Annotated in this window: 19 protein-coding genes; 11 read left to right on the top strand and 8 right to left on the bottom strand. The window is 62.4% G+C overall.

Annotated features, from left to right (window positions below):
• The first annotated feature begins 122 nt into the window (after window positions 1–122).
• The 6 genes from AC2FNZ_RS03895 (at window position 123) to upp (ending at window position 5,837) form a co-directional block, all read left to right on the top strand.
• Window positions 123–1,208 carry a cupin domain-containing protein gene (locus AC2FNZ_RS03895; protein WP_496839590.1) on the top strand — a complete coding sequence of 362 codons (1,086 nt, stop codon included), beginning with the start codon at window positions 123–125 and terminating at the stop codon, window positions 1,206–1,208.
• A gap of 106 nt (window positions 1,209–1,314) precedes the next feature.
• On the top strand, window positions 1,315–1,698 hold the full coding sequence (locus tag AC2FNZ_RS03900; RefSeq protein ID WP_170366569.1) for a cytidine deaminase: 384 nt from the start codon (window positions 1,315–1,317) through the stop codon (window positions 1,696–1,698).
• Between the two features lie 11 nt (window positions 1,699–1,709).
• Complete coding sequence (locus AC2FNZ_RS03905) at window positions 1,710–3,017, top strand: thymidine phosphorylase (RefSeq protein ID WP_496839591.1); 1,308 nt, start codon at window positions 1,710–1,712, stop codon at window positions 3,015–3,017.
• Window positions 3,014–4,225, top strand: coding sequence for a phosphopentomutase (locus AC2FNZ_RS03910; protein ID WP_496839592.1), 1,212 nt, complete (start codon window positions 3,014–3,016; stop codon window positions 4,223–4,225). Before AC2FNZ_RS03905 ends, AC2FNZ_RS03910 begins: the two co-directional genes overlap by 4 nt.
• Window positions 4,222–5,208: an adenosine deaminase gene (locus tag AC2FNZ_RS03915; protein ID WP_496839594.1), complete on the top strand. Its 987-nt coding sequence runs from the start codon at window positions 4,222–4,224 to the stop codon at window positions 5,206–5,208. Before AC2FNZ_RS03910 ends, AC2FNZ_RS03915 begins: the two co-directional genes overlap by 4 nt.
• On the top strand, window positions 5,205–5,837 hold the full coding sequence (gene upp / locus AC2FNZ_RS03920) for a uracil phosphoribosyltransferase (RefSeq protein ID WP_093962638.1): 633 nt from the start codon (window positions 5,205–5,207) through the stop codon (window positions 5,835–5,837). The genes AC2FNZ_RS03915 and upp overlap by 4 nt, the downstream gene beginning before the upstream one ends.
• A gap of 6 nt (window positions 5,838–5,843) precedes the next feature.
• On the opposite strand, the gene AC2FNZ_RS03925 is transcribed toward upp, so the two are convergent.
• A complete protein-coding gene (locus AC2FNZ_RS03925) occupies window positions 5,844–6,857 on the bottom strand; it encodes a hypothetical protein (protein WP_496839596.1) in 1,014 nt (337 codons plus the stop codon).
• 145 nt (window positions 6,858–7,002) lie between these two features.
• On the opposite strand from AC2FNZ_RS03925, the gene AC2FNZ_RS03930 reads away from it, so the two are divergent.
• From AC2FNZ_RS03930 to AC2FNZ_RS03940, 3 genes are all read left to right on the top strand, one after another.
• Window positions 7,003–7,938 (top strand): DMT family transporter, encoded by a 936-nt coding sequence (locus AC2FNZ_RS03930; RefSeq protein WP_496839597.1) that lies wholly within the window; start codon window positions 7,003–7,005, stop codon window positions 7,936–7,938.
• A complete protein-coding gene (locus AC2FNZ_RS03935) occupies window positions 7,935–8,582 on the top strand; it encodes a sulfotransferase family 2 domain-containing protein (protein WP_496839599.1) in 648 nt (215 codons plus the stop codon). Before AC2FNZ_RS03930 ends, AC2FNZ_RS03935 begins: the two co-directional genes overlap by 4 nt.
• Window positions 8,583–8,767: 185 nt before the next feature.
• Entirely contained in the window at window positions 8,768–9,532 is a 765-nt protein-coding gene (locus AC2FNZ_RS03940; RefSeq protein ID WP_496839600.1) for a Hint domain-containing protein, read from the top strand.
• A 55-nt stretch (window positions 9,533–9,587) separates the two neighbouring features.
• Here the strand turns inward: AC2FNZ_RS03940 and AC2FNZ_RS03945 are convergent, their stop codons facing one another.
• The 7 genes from AC2FNZ_RS03945 to AC2FNZ_RS03975 form a co-directional block, all read right to left on the bottom strand.
• Window positions 9,588–11,789 (bottom strand): 3-hydroxyacyl-CoA dehydrogenase NAD-binding domain-containing protein, encoded by a 2,202-nt coding sequence (locus AC2FNZ_RS03945; protein ID WP_093962634.1) that lies wholly within the window; start codon window positions 11,787–11,789, stop codon window positions 9,588–9,590.
• A gap of 23 nt (window positions 11,790–11,812) precedes the next feature.
• On the bottom strand, window positions 11,813–13,024 hold the full coding sequence (locus AC2FNZ_RS03950) for an acetyl-CoA C-acetyltransferase (protein ID WP_093962633.1): 1,212 nt from the start codon (window positions 13,022–13,024) through the stop codon (window positions 11,813–11,815).
• Between the two features lie 10 nt (window positions 13,025–13,034).
• Entirely contained in the window at window positions 13,035–13,673 is a 639-nt protein-coding gene (locus AC2FNZ_RS03955; RefSeq protein ID WP_093962632.1) for a glutathione S-transferase family protein, read from the bottom strand.
• A 137-nt stretch (window positions 13,674–13,810) separates the two neighbouring features.
• Window positions 13,811–14,023 (bottom strand): hypothetical protein, encoded by a 213-nt coding sequence (locus AC2FNZ_RS03960; protein ID WP_005981899.1) that lies wholly within the window; start codon window positions 14,021–14,023, stop codon window positions 13,811–13,813.
• A 56-nt stretch (window positions 14,024–14,079) separates the two neighbouring features.
• On the bottom strand, window positions 14,080–15,861 hold the full coding sequence (locus AC2FNZ_RS03965) for an acyl-CoA dehydrogenase C-terminal domain-containing protein (RefSeq protein ID WP_496832652.1): 1,782 nt from the start codon (window positions 15,859–15,861) through the stop codon (window positions 14,080–14,082).
• Between the two features lie 47 nt (window positions 15,862–15,908).
• A complete protein-coding gene (locus AC2FNZ_RS03970; RefSeq protein ID WP_093962630.1) occupies window positions 15,909–16,310 on the bottom strand; it encodes a MerR family transcriptional regulator in 402 nt (133 codons plus the stop codon).
• A 283-nt stretch (window positions 16,311–16,593) separates the two neighbouring features.
• Window positions 16,594–16,962 (bottom strand): MerR family transcriptional regulator, encoded by a 369-nt coding sequence (locus AC2FNZ_RS03975; RefSeq protein ID WP_093962629.1) that lies wholly within the window; start codon window positions 16,960–16,962, stop codon window positions 16,594–16,596.
• A 113-nt stretch (window positions 16,963–17,075) separates the two neighbouring features.
• On the opposite strand from AC2FNZ_RS03975, the gene AC2FNZ_RS03980 reads away from it, so the two are divergent.
• Together AC2FNZ_RS03980 and AC2FNZ_RS03985 are read left to right on the top strand one after the other, a co-directional pair.
• Window positions 17,076–17,495, top strand: a complete 420-nt coding sequence (locus AC2FNZ_RS03980; RefSeq protein WP_005981910.1) for a PaaI family thioesterase — start codon at window positions 17,076–17,078, stop codon at window positions 17,493–17,495.
• Window position 17,496: 1 nt separating this feature from the next.
• A complete protein-coding gene (locus AC2FNZ_RS03985) occupies window positions 17,497–18,015 on the top strand; it encodes a PaaI family thioesterase (protein WP_496839601.1) in 519 nt (172 codons plus the stop codon).

Raw genomic sequence — 18,015 nt, forward strand, 5'->3', positions numbered from 1 at the left:
TTTAGTTTAGTGCTAAACTATTTCTGACGCAGGGGAAACCTCGAAATCGTGTGACGGCGGATATGACCCCGACTTGCAAATCTCCCAGCGGCCCCCCACAGTCCCGCGCAGAGGAGACCAGCATGACCGACACCATAGCCGAATTCCGCATTCCGACCCAAGAGCTGCGCGACGACATTCCGTTCTACACCAAGGTTTTGGGCATGCGGATGGACATGATCTATCCGGCGGATGACCCACGGGTTGCGGTGTTTTCGGGGCATGGCCTGCGCCTGCGTGTGGAAAAGGACGCGCCCGAGGCGCCGGGCACCTTGCGCATCCTCACCGATGATCCGGACGGGTTTGCCGGCGGTCAGCGCAGCCTGGTCGCCCCCAACGGCACCCGCGTCGAGATCGAAGAGCGCAACCCGCCCCTGGTGATGCCCGAGACGGTTCATTCGTTCGTCGTCCGCAGGCTCAAGGATCAGGCGCCCTGGATCATCGGGCGCGCGGGCATGCATTACCGCGATCTGGTGCCGGACCGGCTGGGCGGGTCGATCATCGCCAGCCACATCCGCATTCCCGACGGCGGCCCGGTCCCGGACATGGTGCACTTTCACAAGGTCGGGTTCCAGCTGATCTTCTGCATCCACGGCTGGGTGGATGTGGTCTATGAGGATCAGGGCGACAAGATGCGTCTGACCGCTGGCGACTGTTTCATCCAGCCGCCCGAGATCCGGCACCGCGTGCTCGAAGCGTCGGACAACGTGCAGGTGATCGAAATCGGTGTTCCGGCCGAACATGTCACCGAGATCGACCACGAAATGCAGCTGCCCACGCCGCATTACCGCCCCGAGCGGGAATGGCAGGGCCAGCGGTTCGTCTACAACCGGGCCGAAGGGGCAGAGTGGCAGCCGTTCCGCCTGCCGGGCTATCAATGCCGCGACACGACGATTGCCGAAAACACCAAGGGCGTGGCGGGCGTACAGGTGGTGCGCCGGGGGCAGGGCGACCCGGTCTGGGCCAGCCATGATGCCGATATCCACTTTACCTTCGTGATGAACGGGTCAGTCACCCTGGAAGGTGAAGGCCGTGATCCGTTTCGCCTGGAGCAGGGCGACGCCTTTGTCATCCCACCCGGAATGCGCACGCGACTGGCCGACCCCAGCTACGATGTCGAACTGCTCGAGGTCACGCTGCCGGGGTATTTCAAGACCGATCTGGGCTGACGCGCGGGCGCGCTGCGATTCCCGTGCAGAGGGGGCTTCAATTCCCCCGCGGATTTCCAGTAGGGTATGGCATTCTGACCAGATGATCAAAAATCGGGGAATCGCCATGTCGTTGAAAGAAGCAGCCCTCAAGGTGCGTGAAAACGCCTATGCGCCCTATTCGAATTTCAAGGTAGGCGCCGCGGTCCGCACCCCGTCGGGCGCGATGTTCGCGGGCTGCAACGTGGAAAACGTGGCCTATCCCGAAGGCACCTGCGCTGAGGCCGGTGCGATCGCCGCGATGGTCGCCGCCGGAGAAAACAAGCTGGCTGAGGTCTATGTCGTCGCCTCCAGCCCGCAACCGGTGCCGCCCTGCGGCGGGTGCCGGCAGAAACTGGCCGAGTTCGGGGACAAGGACGTGGTGGTCACCATGGCGACGGTGGACGGGGTTGAAACCCGCACGACCATCGGCGAGCTGCTGCCCGGCGCCTTCGACGCCTCGTTCATGTAAGGGCCGCGCCCATGGACGCCCGTTCGATTATCGCGAAACTGCGCCGCCGCGAAGTGCCGGATGCCAGCGAGCTGGCGTGGTTTGCCCAAGGTCTGGCCGATGGAAGCGTCAGCGACGCCCAGGCCGGAGCCTTTGCCATGGCCGTCTGCATGGGCGGTCTGGGTCCCGAGGGTCGCGCGGCGCTGACGCTGGCCATGCGCGACAGCGGCGAGGTTCTGACATGGGATCTGGATGGTCCGGTGATCGACAAGCATTCGACCGGCGGGGTGGGGGATTGTGTCAGCCTCGTTCTGGCTCCGGCACTGGCGGAATGCGGGGCCTATGTGCCGATGATCTCGGGGCGCGGTTTGGGCCATACCGGCGGGACGCTCGACAAGCTCGAGGCGATCCCCGGCGTGTCGACCCAGATCAGCCAGGACCGGTTGGCCCAGATTTTGGCCGAGACCGGCGCCGCAATCGTTGGCGCAACGGCACAGATCGCCCCGGCGGACAAGCGGCTCTATGCGATCCGCGACGTGACCGCTACGGTCGAAAGCCTCGATCTGATCACCGCCTCGATCCTGTCCAAGAAACTGGCGGCCAGCCCGGATGCGCTGGTGCTGGACGTCAAGGTGGGCAGCGGGGCCTTCATGAAAACGCTGGACGAGGCGCGCAAGCTGGCGCAGGCCCTGACCGAAACGGCCAATACGGCCGGGTGCCGGACCTCGGCCCTGATCACCGACATGAATCAGCCGCTGGCGCCCGCCTTGGGCAACGCCCTGGAAATCGCCGAGGTGATGAAGGTACTGACCGGTGGGCAGCCCTCGCCCCTGGCCGAGATTTCGGCCGAGCTGGGCGGCGTTTTGCTGTCTGACGCAGGTATGGTCGGCGATGCGCAGGCCGGGCAGGACATGATCGCCGAGGTGATCCGCGATGGCCGCGCGGCCGAGCGGTTCGGCCGGATGATGGCTGCGGTCGGCGGGCCGTTGGGTCTGGTCGAGGACTGGGCGCGCTATCTCCCCGAGGCCAGCGTGATCCTTGAGGTGACGGCGCAGGATGAAGGCTATGTCTCCGCGATGGACGGCGAGGCGCTGGGCCTTGCGGTCGTGGCGCTGGGCGGTGGCCGACAGGTGGAAAGCGACGTGATCGATCCGGCGGTGGGTCTGTCGGGGCTGGTGCGGCTGGGCGACAAGGTCTCGGCCGGAACGCCAATGGCCGTGGTCCATGCCGCGCGCGAGGATGCCGCACAGCGGGCCGCGCAAGCCGTGCGCGCCGCGATCACCATCGGCCCGACGCCCGTTCCGGTGCCGGACCTTGTACAGGAAAGGATCCTCGCATGAGTCGCGCGTTCCTTGTGGTGATAGATTCAGTGGGCATCGGCGGCGCGCCGGATGCCGACCGGTTCTTCAACGGCGACGTGCCGGACACGGGCGCCAACACGGTGGCCCATATCGCGCAGGCCTGCGCCGAAGGGCGGGCCGAGGATGGCCGGTCCGGGCCGCTGCACCTGCCCAACCTTGATGCGCTGGGGCTGGGGGCGGCGGTGCGACTGGCCTCGGGCGCGGATGTGCCAGGGTTGGAGGCCGACCCGACCGGCCTTTGGGGCTGCGCGCGCGAGCATTCGCCGGGCAAGGACACACCTTCGGGTCATTGGGAACTGGCCGGGCTGCCGGTGCCGTGGGACTGGCACTATTTCCCCGACACGGTTCCCGCGTTCCCTGATGATGTGACCCGCGCCGCTGCACAAGCCGCCGGCACCGAGGGCATTTTGGGCAATTGCCATGCCTCGGGCACCACGATCATTGCCGAACTGGGCGCCGAACATATGCGCACCGGTTGGCCGATCTGCTATACCTCGGCCGACAGCGTGTTCCAGATTGCCGCGCACGAGGAGACGTTCGGGCTGGAGCGCCTGTACCAAATGTGCCGGACACTGGCCCCCATGCTGCACGAGATGAAGGTCGGACGGGTGATCGCGCGCCCCTTCGTGGGTTCGCCCGAACAGGGGTTCGTCCGCACCACCAACCGCAAGGATTTCGCCATCACGCCGCCCGCGCCGGTGCTGACCAACTGGGCGCAGGATGCCGGGCGCAAGGTGCATGGTGTGGGCAAGATCGGCGACATCTTCTCGATGCAGGGGATCGATACGCTGGACAAGGGCTCGGACGCCGATCTGATGGGTCACCTCTCGCGCCTTGTGGACAGCGCCGAGGACGGCAGCCTGACTTTCGCAAATTTCGTCGAGTTTGACAGCCAGTACGGCCACCGGCGCGACATCTCGGGCTATGCGCGCGCGCTGGAGTGGTTTGACGCCCAGATCGGCCGTATCCTGCCCCGGCTGCGCCCGGGCGACCTGTTTCTGCTGACCGCCGATCACGGCAACGACCCCAGCTGGGTCGGCACCGACCACACTCGCGAGCAGGTGCCGGTGCTGATCGCCGGCCTGGGGGCCGGACAGATCGGGCAGGTCAATTTTGCCGACGTGGCCGCCAGCATCGCCCATCATCTGAACATTCCGGCGCAAGGGCCGGGAAGGACCTTTCTATGACCGTCGCAGACCTGCCCAAGATCGAACTGCACCTGCATCACGAAGGCGCGGCCCCGCCCGCCTTCATTCGCCAACTGGCGCATGAAAAGAAGGTTGACCTGAGCGGCATCTTCAAGCCCGACGGCAGCTATGACTTCCGCGATTTCGCGCATTTCCTCAGTGTCTACGAGGCCGCCTGCGAAGTCTTGAAAACGCCCGAGGATTTCCGCCGCCTGACGCTGGCGATTCTGGAAGAAAGTGCTGCGAACGGGGTGGTCTATTCCGAAACCTTCCTCAGCCCCGATTTCTGCGGCGGGGGCGATCTGCATGCCTGGCGCGACTATCTGGCCGCCATTCAGGACGCCGCGGACGAGGCCGAGGGCAAGTTCGAAATCACCCTGCGCGGGGTGGTGACCTGCGTGCGCCATTTCGGGCCCGACAAGGCCAAACGCAGCGCGCAGTGCGCCGCCGAAACCGCCGGTGACTGGATCACCGGGTTCGGCATGGGCGGGAACGAGGCCATGGGCCAGCAGGCCGATTTCAAATGGGCCTTCGATTGCGCGCGCGAGGCCGGATTGCGCCTGACCACCCATGCCGGCGAATTCGGCGGCCCCGAAAGCGTACGCGATGCGGTGCTCGCGCTGGGGGTCGAACGTGTGGGCCACGGCGTGCGAGCCATCGAAGACCTCGATCTGGTACATGAACTGGCCGACCGGGGCATCACGCTCGAGGTCTGCCCGGGCTCGAACGTGGTGCTGGGCCTGTACCCCGATTTCGCGTCCCACCCGATCGCGCGGCTGCGCGCGGCGGGTGTGAAGGTCACGGTATCCACCGATGACCCGCCGTTTTTTCATACCAATCTGCGCCGCGAATATGACATGCTGGCACAGGCCTTCGGCTGGGACGCCGAGGATTTCGCCGCGCTGAACGACACCGCCCTGAACGCCGCATTCTGCGATGAAGAGACCCGCGCAAGGGTCAGGAAAAGACTGGAGAACACATGAGCGAACATCTGACCGTCGTCGACCACCCGCTGGTTCAGCACAAACTGACGCTCATGCGGGACAAGGGCACCTCGACCGCCTCGTTCCGGCAGTTGCTGCGCGAGATCACGCTGCTGCTGGCCTATGAAGTGACGCGCGAGATGCCCCTGACCACGCGCCACATCGAAACCCCTATGGAGGAGATGGATGCGCCGATCCTGGCGGGCAAGAAACTGGCGCTGGTGTCGATCCTGCGTGCGGGCAACGGGATGCTGGACGGCGTTCTGGAACTGGTGCCCTCGGCCCGGGTTGGATTTGTGGGCCTGTATCGCGATGAAGAAACGTTGCAGCCGGTGCAGTACTACTTCAAGGCCCCCGAAGGCCTGAAGGATCGGCTGGTGATTGCGGTCGACCCGATGCTGGCCACCGGCAATAGCTCGGCCGCTGCGATCGACCTGCTGAAACAGGCCGGTGCCACCGACATCCGGTTCCTGTGCCTGCTGGCCGCCCCCGAAGGCGTGGCCCGCATGAAAGAGGCGCATCCCGACGTCAAGATTGTGACCGCCGCGCTGGACCGCGAGCTGAATTCCAAGGGCTACATCATGCCCGGTCTGGGCGATGCCGGAGACCGGATGTTCGGCACCAAATAGGAACGCCTAGTCGCTGCAGATATTCTGCAACCGCACCCAATCGCGGTCGGGCATAACCTGATCCAAAGGCTGACCCGTCATCGGGTCGGCCTCGATCAGACCCAGAACCGTTTCGCCGGTTATATCAACCGCATAGGCATATGGGGTTGAGGGCAAATTGGCGGACGCAAACGCCTCCAGCAAGTCGTCTTCCGGAACTGCGGGGCGGGATTCGGCCAGAACCTGTTCGGTATAGGTGTCCACGATCTGGGGTGTCAGTTCGCCCGTTGTCAGCAGACGAAACGCTGCAGTGGGCCCGGTTTTGTCCAGGAGATCGTCCAACGGATCATGCAGCCTGGCCCGCGTGCGTTCAGCTATCACGTAACCGGCGGCAACCGCGGGATCTTCACTGTCTTCAACCAGCGCTCGGTTCAGCAGCACGATCCCACCGGGAAGTGACAGGCTTTCCTGCACCCCGGCCGGCAACACAACGATCCGTCGCACACCTGTTCTCTGGGCCAGCTTCTGCAGCGCCGGCTGCGCGTCCGCCGAGGCGCAGGCCCGGCCCGAGACCCGCTCGATCCGTTGCAGGATCGTGGTCCCGATGTCCTGCCGTTTGATCTCAGGCACGACCTTTTCGACATGGCTTTGCAGGGCGCCGGGCAGCCAGAACAGCAATACCGCCGCGACCGCCGCAACCACTCCGCCGACGCTGGCCCACCGCAGGCGTCCGGGATGCGGGCGCGCCCGTTCGATGGCGCGTTGCAAGCGGTCGATTGCCTCGATCATGGTGGTTTCGGACTGCTCCAGTTCCAGTGTCTCGTCCGGGTCGCCATCGGGGTTGAATATCGCGGGGTACTTGCCCGGGTTCTGCCTTTCAAGTGCGGCAAGCGACCAGTGCGTCAGCGCGCGATCGTTGAAATCGGTGATGGTCAACGTCGCCTCGCCGATCGAAACAACAACTTCGCGGCGCTGCTCGTCGGGCGACGGGCGCCACAGACCGGTAGCCTCGATCCGCTGGTATTGTTTCAGTGCCGTCATTTCGATGAGGTCTGCTCGTTTTATCTTTCGTCGATTTCTAACACGGAGAGATTAATCCGCGCAAACCTGTTGCGTGGTGAATTGGAAATGTGCTCGATAACCGGGACGCGCAGTTTCGGCCAAAGGGCCCGGAGGCCAAGGCCACATGCAGACAGCACATCCTTCTTCACCGGTTCTTGCATCGGTCCTGATGGTCTCGGCCATGGCAATCATCGGCGTCGTGGACAATTTCGTCATTCGGCTGGCCGAAACGATCGGTTTGTGGCAATTCCACCTTAGCCGGGCCGTGATGATGCTGCCTCTTATCGTGGGACTGTCGTTTCTGGGGTTTGGAGGGCTGCGACCTCAGAGGTTTTGGGCGGTCCTGCTGCGCAGTGTCCTGATCACCCTGGCGATGTTGTTCTATTTCAGCTCACTGGCTTTGATGCCAATTGCTCAGGCCCTTGCGGGGCTGTTCACATCACCGATCTTCGTTCTGTTGATTTCCGCGCTGTTGCTGGACCAAGAGATCGGCCCCTGGCGGGTCCTGGCTGTGCTTATGGGGTTTGTCGGAATCCTCTGTGTATTGCAGCCTGACCCCAATGCCTTTGATGCGACCAGCTTATTGCCGGTGGCTGGCGGGTTTTTCTATGCGCTCAGTGCGATTCTGACCCGAACGCATTGTGCAAGCGAAAGCACCGTCGCTTTGCTGGCCGCGATGATTGTCACGCTTGGGCTGGCCGGCGCTCTTGGTCTCGCCGTTTTTTCGGTTTTGCCGGTGATCGAGTCTGACGGCCCAGCCGGTTTTGTGACCCGGGGCTGGGTCTGGCCGATGGAGGCCGCTCTGCCGTGGGTCGCATTGCAGGCGGTTGGGTCCACGGCTGCGGTATTCATGCTGATCAAGGCCTACCAACTGGGCGAGCCGTCATATGTCGCGGTGTTCGAGTATTCGGTAATGATCTTCGGACCGCTTTTTGCCTGGGTGGTGATGGGGCAGGGGATCGGACCGCTGCAGATTGCGGGCATCGCCCTGATCGCCGCGGCCGGCGCAGTGCTGGCGTGGCGAGCGAGCGTGGTTCCCCAACGGGAACCGGTGCGATGATCCTGTCAACAGGGCGGTCCTACATCTTCATACATATTCCCAAGACCGGGGGAACATCGCTGGCGCTGGCGCTCGAGCAGCGGGCCATGAAGGACGACATCCTGGTGGGCGACACCCCCAAGGCGCAGCGTAGAAACAAACGCAACAGGTCACTGAAGACGGAGGGCCGGCTGTGGAAACACTCCCGGCTGACCGACTTGCGGGGGCTTTTTCCCGACCAGCAGATGCAAGAGATGTTCGTGTTCACGCTGATCCGGAACCCGTGGGACCGGATGGTCAGCTATTACCACTGGTTGAGGGATCAGTCCTTTGATCACTCAGCGGTTCATCTGGCCGGGAGGCTTGATTTCGAGGGCTTTGTTCTGCACCCGGAAATCCAGCAGTCCTTTCGGGAAAACCCGTTCCCGTCCTATGTCAGTGACGCCAACGGAACCGATCTTTGTCGCGCATACATTCGGATCGAAAGCTTTCAGCGGGATGCGGCCCCACTGTTCGATCATCTGGGGTTGCGTCTGGACCTCCCTCACGAGAACCGGTCAGCCAGGCGGGCGGAATACGCCAACTACTACTCGGTTCAGGCAAAAAAGGCGGTGTTTGACGTTTGTCGCGAAGACATAGAGAGATTCGAATATCAGTTCGAATAAGGCTGGTCGATTATTTCCCGAATTGTGCAAAACGCTGACAAATGCAGGCTTTTGTTTATAAAAAACGCGACTAATGGGGCGAAAAAGGCCCAAATTGGCCCCAAATATGGCAAAACTAAGTCACTCCCGAAAACTTCGTGCTAGCCCAATGGGATAGTTTGAAAGTGCCAAAAGGGGGTAGGCACGTGTTGGAAGTAGTGAGTGTTTCGGGGTTTTCCGAAAATAATATCCAGACCGTACCGGGTGACGCCGTTTCGGTCAGGCGTGGCGGATTGCTGCATGGAACGAAGGTTGCCACCACCAATGGCTGGAAGCTGGCCGAGGCATTGATCGCCGGGGATCTGGTCAGAACGATGGACAACGGGTTCCAGGAAGTGAAGCGCGTGTCCCACGACAGAATAGCCGTACCGGCTGGCGAGGTTCGACCTGATTTTCTGCCTGTGCGCGTGCCGTCCCGCGCGGCATACAACGGTCGTGCGGTTTGGCTGATGCCCGAGCAGGGAATGGCCGTAGCCTTGTCTTCTGATGGAAACATAGACGAGGGGCTGGCGATCATTCCGGCGCGTCTGCTGAGCGGGCACTTCAGCTTTTCCTCTCAGACACCGGCCGAGGAATTCCAAGTCACATCGCTGTTTTTTGAGCAGGACGAAGTGGTCTTCATCGAGGGTGGCTTTCAAGCCTTCTGTTCCTCGTGCCGCATCCGTTCGCTGTCTGGTCCGTCCCGACGGTCCTACGCGGTGCTGGAGGAATCCGAGGCGCGGAGCCTCGTCACATCTATCGCAGAGGCGGGCGAACTGTCGGCCATTGCAAACCCGTTGGGTGCACTGCCTGCACCCATCCCGCAGGAACCGATCTTTCCGATCCGTCCCTCATCGGGGGTGCGGCGTCCGGGACGTCCGGGGCGGCCCAACGTGCCGGCCTTGTTTCTGCGGCCTGAATGGCAGACCTGACCAAACACCTTAAAAAAGATGCTGGCGCATGGGATCATGCGCCAGCATCACTTGTTCAGGCAGCTTTGGCTTCGGGGTCGAAGCGGCCGTAGAAGGTCTGACCTTTTTCGGCCATCTCGCGCAGTAGCGGCGGGCAGGCGAAGCGGTCACCGTACTTCTCCGACAACTGGTCACAACGCTCGGCCGCGTAAGGCGCACCGATGATATCAAGCCAGCTGAACGGACCACCTGACCAGGGCGCAAAGCCCCAGGCCAGGATGGCGCCGACATCGCCTTCGCGGATGTCTTCCAGAACACCTTCTTCAAGCGCGCGCACGGCTTCAAGAACCTGTGCGAACATCAGGCGTTCCTGCACCTCGATCAGGTCGGGCTGCTGCTCGGCCAGCGGATATTTGTCCTGCAGACCTTTCCAGTAGCCGATGCGCTTGCCATTTTCGTCATAATCGAAGAACCCGGCCTTGGACTTGCGGCCCAAGCGACCCTGTTCTTCCATCCAGAAGATCAGATCGTCCGCAGGGCTTTCCGGGTAGGCGTCGCCCATTGCCGCCTTGGTCGCCCGCGCGATCTTGGCGCCCAGGTCGATCGAAGTTTCGTCGGTCAGCTGAACCGGACCCACCGGGAAGCCCAGTTGACGGGCGGCGTTATCGACCAGAACCGGGCTGACGCCTTCGGTGATCATCCGCGCACCTTCGTTGATGTAGGGGATGATGCAGCGGTTGCAGTAGAAGAACCGCGCGTCATTGACCACGATCGGCGTCTTGCGGATCTGGCGGACATAGTCCAGCGCCTTGGCCACGGCCCGGTCACCGGTTTCCTTGCCCTTGATGATCTCGACCAGGAACATCTTCTCGACCGGCGAGAAGAAGTGGATGCCGATGAACTGATCGGGCCGCTTGCTGGCCTTGGCCAGTTCGGTGATCGGCAAGGTCGAAGTGTTCGAGGCAAAGATGCAGTCCTCAGGGATGATCGCCTCGACCTTCTGGGTCATCTCGGCCTTGACCTTGGGATCCTCGAACACGGCTTCGATGATCAGATCGCAGCCTGCCAGTTTCTCAAGATCCGGCGTGGCGGTGATGCGGGCCAGCATAGCCTCTTTCTTCTCGGCCGTGACCTTGCCACGCTTCATGCCCTTGTCCAGATAGGCTTCGGTATAGGCCTTGCCCTTGTCGGCGGCGGCTTGATCGCGGTCGATCAGCACGACCTCCATCCCTGCCTGCGCCGAGACCAGCGCGATGCCCGCGCCCATCATGCCGGCACCCAGAACGCCGATCTTCTTGACCGACTGATCCGGAATACCTTGCGGACGAACGGCGCCTTTTTCCAGCGCTTCCTTGTTCAGGAACAGCGAGCGGATCATCGCGCCCGAGGACGGGTTCATCAGCACCGAGGTGAACCAGCGCGCCTCGATCTTCAGCGCAGTGTCGAAATCGACCAGTGCGCCTTCATAGACCGCGCTCAGCAAGGCTTTGGCTGCCGGGAAGGCGCCTTGGGTCTTGCCGTTTACCATCGCCGAGGCGCCCACGAAGTTCATGAACCCCGCAGGGTGATACGGTGCGCCGCCGGGCATCTTGTAGCCCTTGGCGTCCCACGGTTTGACCAGATCGGCGTCCTTGGCGTTCAGCACCCATTCCTTGGCCGCGGCCAGCGGATCGGCTGCGATCTCGTCGATGTAGCCTGCGCCCTTGGCCTTTTTCACGTCCAGCATCTTGCCTTCCAGCAGCAGCGGAGCCGCCGCGATGGCGCCCACTTTGCGGACCATACGCGTGGTGCCGCCTGCGCCGGGGAAGATGCCGACCATGATTTCCGGCAGGCCGTATTTGGCCTTGGGGTTCTCGGCGGCAAAGATGCGGTGCGTGGCCAGCGGCAGCTCCATCCCGATGCCGGCGGCGGTGCCGGGCAGGGCGGCCGCGATCGGCTTGCCACCTTTCTTGGTCTTGGGGTCCATGCCGGCCAGCTCGATCTTGCGCAGCAGGGCGTGCATCTTCATCGTGCCTTCGAACAGGCCCTTGGCCGGGTCGTCGCCCGCCTGTTCCTTCATCACCGCCAGCAGGTTCAGGTCCATGCCGCCGGCGAACGAGCCTTCCTTGCCGCTGGTGATCACGATACCTTTGATCTCGTCATCGGCCAGGGCCTGATCGATGCAGTCGTTCAGTTCGGACAGGCCGTCGAACGACATCACGTTCATGGTCTTGCCGGGGACGTCCCAGGTGATGATGCCAACGCCGTCGGCGTCTTTGGTCAGTGTAAAATCAGCCATTTTTCTTCTCCTGATCCCCGCCGTTACACACGTTCGATGATGGTTGCCGCGCCCATGCCGGATGCGATGCACAAGGTGGCCAGACCGGTTTCCTTGTCCTGGCGCTCCAGCTCGTCCAGCAGGGTGCCGATGATGATCGCGCCGGTGGCGCCCAGCGGGTGGCCCATGGCGATCGAGCCGCCATTGACGTTGACCAGCGCCGGGTCGACGTCAAACGCCTGCTGGAAACGCAGCACGACCGACGCAAAGGCCTCGTTGACCTCGAACAGATCCAGATCGCTGATCTTCATGCCGGTTTCGGCCAGGATCTTTTCGGTCACCGGAACCGGGCCGGTCAGCATGATGGTCGGGTCGGTGCCGATCTTGGCGGTGGCCTTGATGCGGGCGCGCGGCTTCAGGCCGTATTTCTCGCCGAATTCCTTGTTGCCGATCAGAACGGCCGCCGCGCCATCCACGATGCCCGAGCTGTTGCCGGCGTGGTGGATGTGGTTGATCTTTTCCAGATGCGGGTATTTCAGCATCGCCACCTTGTCGAAACCGGGCATCTGCTCGCCCATCATCTGGAACGAGGGGTTCAGCGCGCCGAGGCTCTGCATGTCGGTGCCGGGGCGCATGTATTCGTCGCGGTCCAGAATGGTCAGACCGTTGCGGTCCTTCACCGAGATCACCGACTTGGCAAAGCGGTTCTCTTCCCACGCCTTGGCCGCGCGTTTCTGAGACTCGACGGCCAGCGCGTCAGCATCGTCGCGGCTGAAACCGTATTCGGTGGCGATGATGTCGGCCGAAATGCCCTGCGGGACGAAATAGGTCTCCATCGCCAGCGACGGATCGACTGCGATCGCGGCGCCATCGCTGCCCATGGGCACGCGGCCCATCATCTCGACGCCACCGGCGATATAGGCCTCGCCCGCGCCGCCCTTGACCTGGTTGGCGGCCAGGTTCACGGCCTCCATGCCGGATGCGCAGAACCGGTTGATGGCCAGACCGGGGATCGATTCATCCAGGTCCGAGGCCAGAACCGCCGACCGCGCCAGGCAGCCGCCCTGTTCCATTACCTGGGTGACGTTGCCCCAGATCACGTCCTCGACGGCGTGGCCTTCCAGGTTGTTGCGTTCCTTGATGGCGTTCAGGGCCACCGCCGACAGGCGCACCGAGGTCACCTCGTGCAGGCTGCCGTCCTTGCGGCCCTTGCCGCGCGGGGTGCGCAGGGCATCATAAATGTAAGCTTCGCTCATACTTCTCTCCTCAAGCTCGATCCGACGGATTGCCGGGCATCAGGTCATAGGGGTGTTTCCAGCCGGGCTGCTCGGACAGGCGGGTCAGCCAGGCGTCGATATGGGGCCATTCGGCACGGTCAAAGCCGAACGGTTCGGGGTAATAGAGGTAGCCGCAGCAGCTGAGATCGGCGTTGGTCACGCTGTCGCCGACGATCCAGTCGCGCCCCTCAAGATGCGCGTTCAGCACCTGATAGGCGGCTTTCAGTCGGCCCTGGTTGAAGGCGATCACATCCGGGTTGCGGTGCTGTTCGGGCAGAAAGTTGATCAGGAACCGGGTCATGCCTGCCATCGAGCTGAACTTGTGGTTGTCCCACAGCACCCAGCGCAGGATGTCATAGTTCTCTTCCCGCGTCTTGCCGCCGAATTTTCCGGACTTCTCGGTGACATAGGCCTGAATCGCGCCCGACTGGCTGGTCCGGAAATCTCCGTCGATCAGAACCGGCGCTTCGCCCATTTCGTTGACTTCGGCGCGGTATTCGGGGGTTCGGGTCTGGCCGTTGAAGAAATCGACAAAGACCGGCTCCCATTCCAGCCCCGACATCTCAAGTGCCAAGGCAGCCTTGTATGAGTTTCCGCTTTCTCCGAAGCAATGCAGTTTTATCGTCATGCACTCACCCCTCCCAAGGCGGTTTGTACGGTTTCGTCACGCACGTGTTTCAAGAAAGACCTGTCTCGCGGGCCGCAGCCGCGTTCGGACTTGTCTTGCTGAAAACACGCCGGGCCTGGGCCAGGCATCGGGGGCGTTTAGCGTTTGCGCGCCTCAAGCTCGGAATTGAAAATGCGCAGCCGGTGGGTCAGGTTCTCCTCGTCGATCACGCTGTTGAAATTCTCGAACAGGAATGACAGCGCCTCTCCTTCGTCCAGCCCGGCCTCGCGGGCAAACCCCTTGAGTTTTCGATACCCGTCCTCGGTCATGGCGACGGGAAAGCGGCGGGTCAGGCGAAAGCGTTTGGGCATGTCATCTCCTCCATGAGCGCTGGTTCCGGGCAGGGCCGCCCGGAACCAGACTGGGATCAGAAGTTCGCCGCGTCCAGTGCCATCACCGTGTCGGCGCCGGTCTGGATCCGCGCCAGGTGCATGCCCGTGGCCGGCAGACGGCGCGCCATGTAGTAGCGGCCGGTGGCGATCTTGGTTTCGTAGAAGTCCTTGTCGGACGCACCGGCATCCAGCGATTCCTGCGCGGCCTTGGCCATCTGAGCCCACATCAGGCCCAAGCAGACATGACCGAACATGTGCATGAAGTCATACGAGCCCGACAGAGCGTTGTTCGGGTTGGTCATGCCGTTCTGCATGAAGTACATGCCGGCGGCCTGCAGATCCTTCGACGCGGCCTTCAGCGGTTCGATGAACGCCTTGTCATAGGCTTCGTCCTTGCCGCTGTTTTCCTTGCAGAAGGTTTTGACCAAGTCGAAGAAGGCCATAACATGCTTGCCGCCGTCCTGCGCCAGCTTGCGGCCCACCAGATCCAGCGCCTGAACGCCGTTGGCGCCTTCGTAGATCATGGCGATGCGGGCGTCGCGGGTGTATTGCGACATGCCCCATTCCTCGATGTAGCCATGGCCGCCATAGACCTGCTGGGCCTGAACGGTCATGTCATAGCCCTCGTCGGTCAGAAAGCCCTTGATGACCGGGGTCATCAGCGAGATCAGCCCGTTGGCGTCCTTGTCGCCTGCGCGGTGCGCCTTGTCGATCAGGGTCGCGCCCCACAGGATGAAGGCCCGCGCGCCTTCCACAAAGCTTTTCTGGTCCATCAGGCTGCGGCGGATGTCGGGATGTACGATCAGCGGATCGGCCGGACCGTCAGGGTTTTTGGTACCGGTCACGTCGCGGCCCTGCAGGCGGTCCTTGGCGTATTCCAGCGCGTTCTGATAGGCGGCCTCGGCCTGAGCCAGACCTTGCATACCGACACCCAGACGCGCTTCGTTCATCATGGTGAACATGGCGCGCATGCCTTTGTGTTCCTGACCCAGCAGGTAGCCGGTTGCGCCGTCATAGTTCATCACGCAGGTCGAGTTGCCGTGGATGCCCATTTTTTCTTCGATCTTGCCGACCGAAACGCCGTTGCGCTCGCCCAGGCTGCCGTCTTCGTTCACCAGGAACTTGGGGACGATGAACAGCGACACGCCCTTGATGCCCTCGGGTCCGCCGGGGATCTTGGCCAACACCAGGTGGATGATGTTGTCGGCCATGTCGTGATCGCCGGACGAGATAAAGATCTTCTGGCCGGTGATCTTGTAGCTGCCATCGCCCTGCGGCTCGGCCTTGGTGCGCATCAGGCCCAGATCGGTGCCGCAATGCGGCTCGGTCAGGTTCATGGTGCCGGTCCATTCACAGCTGACCATCTTGGGCAGATATGTGTCTTTCTGCGCGTCGGTGCCATGCGCCAGGATGGCCGAGGCCGCGCCGTGGGTCAGGCCCTGATACATGGTGAAAGCCTGGTTCGCGGCCGAGAACATCTCGCCCACGGCCGTGCCAAGAACATAAGGCATGTTCTGGCCGCCATATTCCTCGGGCATGTCCAGACCGGTCCAGCCGCCTTCCTTGACCTGCTCGAACGCATCCTTGAACCCGGTCGGGGTGTAGACGACGCCGTTTTCCAACCGGCAGCCTTCGGTGTCGCCGACCACGTTCAGCGGGTGCAGCAGGTTGACGGCGACCTTGCCGGCCTCTTCCAGAACGGCGCCCGTGAACTCGGGCTCCAGCTCATTGTAGCCCGGAATATCCGAGGCCGAGATTTTCAGAACGTCATGCAGAACGAACTGCGTGTCTTTGGTAGGCGCGTTGTAAACGGGCATTTGAAGCTCCCTTAATTCAGATGTCCGGGTGGCAGGCGGGCGAGGAGTTACTCGGCCGCCTTCTTTTCCTGTTTCATCGAGGCGATGACCTTCTCGCCCCAGCGCAACTGCTCCTTCAGATCGTCAATGGCCTGAGTCAGTTCCTCGCGGCGGGCTTCCATGTCCGCCAGACGTTCGCACGCGATTTCATAGGTGCGGGTCATCTGGGTCAGTTGCTGGTCGCCGACATGGTACAGATCCAGAAGCTGTCGAATCTCTTCCAGGCTGAAACCAAAGCGTTTGCCGCGCAGGATCAGCTTGAGTCGCGCCCTGTCACGTTTGGTGAACAGCCGTTTCTGGCCCTCACGGATCGGAAACAAGAGCTCTTTGGCTTCGTAGAACCGCAAGGTCCGCGGCGTGACGTCATAGGTCTCGCACATCTCGCGGATGGTCATAAGATCTTCGGTCATTGGTCACCCTCTCGTCGCTGGCGTCATGAGAAAGTTGCGCAGTCGATGGCCGCTTTACAACATGAGATTGACGTTTACGTAATCCAGACGCTGCGTCACTAAGAAATTGACGTAACTTCCGGTCGCGTAAAGCGGCGGGTTGGCAATTTTCTTTCCGTTGGGCCAGCCAAATCCACTGTACCCGCGCGGTTCGACTCCGACGGGCAGGCGGCAGGGCGCCAGCGGAAAAATGCAGATTTCCGGTGAAATGAAGGATGGATTTGGGGGGATCGAACTGGCCGATTTAGGTCAGCGAGTTGGCCGTTTGATCGCGAAGGCGCTGCAACTCGTCCATGGCTTCGTCCAGTTGCTGACGCTGCTGACGCAGTTCTTCCATCTGGCGGTCGGCCATTTCGACAAAGGTGGCCATCTGGGCCTTGTTGCCTTGATCTTCGTAGATCAGCAACCACTGCCGGATTTCCTCAAGTGGGAAACCGAACTTTCGGCCACGCATGATCAGCTTCATCCGCGCACGCTCGCGCGGACCGTAAAACCGGGACCGTCCTTCCCGGTCTGGCTGCAGCAGCTCGATATACTCGTAGTAGCGCAGGGTGCGCGGAGTCACGTCGAACTCGGCGCACATCTCTTTGAATGACAAACGCTTGTCGGACATTCCTGTTCTCCTCGGTTGCAACCTAGGGCGTTGTGCGGACAAGCGCAACAGGCGGGCTTGCCCTTTGCGCGCAGAGCAGATCATAAAGGGGCAGGACAACAGGACTGAACCTCATGGTCGACAAAACAGTACTCGCCCGCCAGTTCATCGAGGCGATCCCCCATGCGCGGGCCCTGGGCCTGACCCTGACCCATATCGGCGAGGGCGAGGCCGAAATCACCATGCCTTACAACGAAGATCTGATCGGCGATCCCCGCACGGGCGTGATTCACGGTGGGGCGGTGTCGGCCAGTCTGGATACCTGCTGCGGGGCCGCGGTCATGAGCCACCCGGCCGCGCCCGGCGGCACAGCCACCATCGACCTGCGCATCGACTACATGCGCGCCGCAACACCCGGCCAGACGATCACCACCCGCGCGACCTGCTATCACATCACGCGCAACGTGGCCTTCGTGCGCGCGACCGCGACGGACGACGATCAGGATCGCCCGGTGGCCACCGCCTCGGGCGCCTTCACTGTCGAGGGGAAGTGAGATGGCAAGACCCCGCCCCGAACCGATGCAGGTGGTGAAACAGCGGCGCGACGCGGCCCTCAAGGCGCTGGTCGAGGGGGTCCCGTATATCCGGTTCCTCAACATCAGCTTCGACCGGCGCGGAGACGAACTGACCGGAGTTCTGAATTTCGACGAAAAGCTGATCGGCAACCCATTCCTGCCGGCGATTCATGGGGGCGTCACGGCGGCCTTTCTCGAGGTGACGGCGGTGATCACGCTCAGCTGGGAGCACCTGTTCTCGCGCATCGAAAGCGGTGAGATCGATGCCGAGGACATCATCTCCGATCACAATATCCGCTTTCCCAAGACCATCGACTTCACGGTGGACTACCTGCGCTCGGGCCTGCCGCGCGATGCCTATGCACGCGCCTTCATCAGCCGGGCAGGGCGGCGGTATGCCTCGGTGCGCGTCGAGGCCTGGCAGGACAACCACGCCAAGCTGTTCGCGCAGGCCACAGGGCATTTCCTGATGCCGCAAGAGCCTTCGGCCAAGGGCTGA

The sequence above is a fragment of the Ruegeria sp. SAZA006 genome, from assembly GCF_059613465.1.

What these genes read in the sequence shown, in the direction of transcription:
- AC2FNZ_RS03895 (WP_496839590.1), top strand. Translation starts at nt 123, where the DNA reads ATGACCGACACCATAGCCGAATTCCGCATTCCGACCCAAGAGCTGCGC.
- AC2FNZ_RS03900 (WP_170366569.1), top strand. Translation starts at nt 1,315, where the DNA reads ATGTCGTTGAAAGAAGCAGCCCTCAAGGTGCGTGAAAACGCCTATGCG.
- AC2FNZ_RS03905 (WP_496839591.1), top strand. Translation starts at nt 1,710, where the DNA reads ATGGACGCCCGTTCGATTATCGCGAAACTGCGCCGCCGCGAAGTGCCG.
- AC2FNZ_RS03910 (WP_496839592.1), top strand. Translation starts at nt 3,014, where the DNA reads ATGAGTCGCGCGTTCCTTGTGGTGATAGATTCAGTGGGCATCGGCGGC.
- AC2FNZ_RS03915 (WP_496839594.1), top strand. Translation starts at nt 4,222, where the DNA reads ATGACCGTCGCAGACCTGCCCAAGATCGAACTGCACCTGCATCACGAA.
- upp (WP_093962638.1), top strand. Translation starts at nt 5,205, where the DNA reads ATGAGCGAACATCTGACCGTCGTCGACCACCCGCTGGTTCAGCACAAA.
- AC2FNZ_RS03925 (WP_496839596.1), bottom strand. Translation starts at nt 6,857, where the DNA reads ATGACGGCACTGAAACAATACCAGCGGATCGAGGCTACCGGTCTGTGG.
- AC2FNZ_RS03930 (WP_496839597.1), top strand. Translation starts at nt 7,003, where the DNA reads ATGCAGACAGCACATCCTTCTTCACCGGTTCTTGCATCGGTCCTGATG.
- AC2FNZ_RS03935 (WP_496839599.1), top strand. Translation starts at nt 7,935, where the DNA reads ATGATCCTGTCAACAGGGCGGTCCTACATCTTCATACATATTCCCAAG.
- AC2FNZ_RS03945 (WP_093962634.1), bottom strand. Translation starts at nt 11,789, where the DNA reads ATGGCTGATTTTACACTGACCAAAGACGCCGACGGCGTTGGCATCATC.
- AC2FNZ_RS03950 (WP_093962633.1), bottom strand. Translation starts at nt 13,024, where the DNA reads ATGAGCGAAGCTTACATTTATGATGCCCTGCGCACCCCGCGCGGCAAG.
- AC2FNZ_RS03955 (WP_093962632.1), bottom strand. Translation starts at nt 13,673, where the DNA reads ATGACGATAAAACTGCATTGCTTCGGAGAAAGCGGAAACTCATACAAG.
- AC2FNZ_RS03960 (WP_005981899.1), bottom strand. Translation starts at nt 14,023, where the DNA reads ATGCCCAAACGCTTTCGCCTGACCCGCCGCTTTCCCGTCGCCATGACC.
- AC2FNZ_RS03965 (WP_496832652.1), bottom strand. Translation starts at nt 15,861, where the DNA reads ATGCCCGTTTACAACGCGCCTACCAAAGACACGCAGTTCGTTCTGCAT.
- AC2FNZ_RS03970 (WP_093962630.1), bottom strand. Translation starts at nt 16,310, where the DNA reads ATGACCGAAGATCTTATGACCATCCGCGAGATGTGCGAGACCTATGAC.
- AC2FNZ_RS03975 (WP_093962629.1), bottom strand. Translation starts at nt 16,962, where the DNA reads ATGTCCGACAAGCGTTTGTCATTCAAAGAGATGTGCGCCGAGTTCGAC.
- AC2FNZ_RS03980 (WP_005981910.1), top strand. Translation starts at nt 17,076, where the DNA reads ATGGTCGACAAAACAGTACTCGCCCGCCAGTTCATCGAGGCGATCCCC.
- AC2FNZ_RS03985 (WP_496839601.1), top strand. Translation starts at nt 17,497, where the DNA reads ATGGCAAGACCCCGCCCCGAACCGATGCAGGTGGTGAAACAGCGGCGC.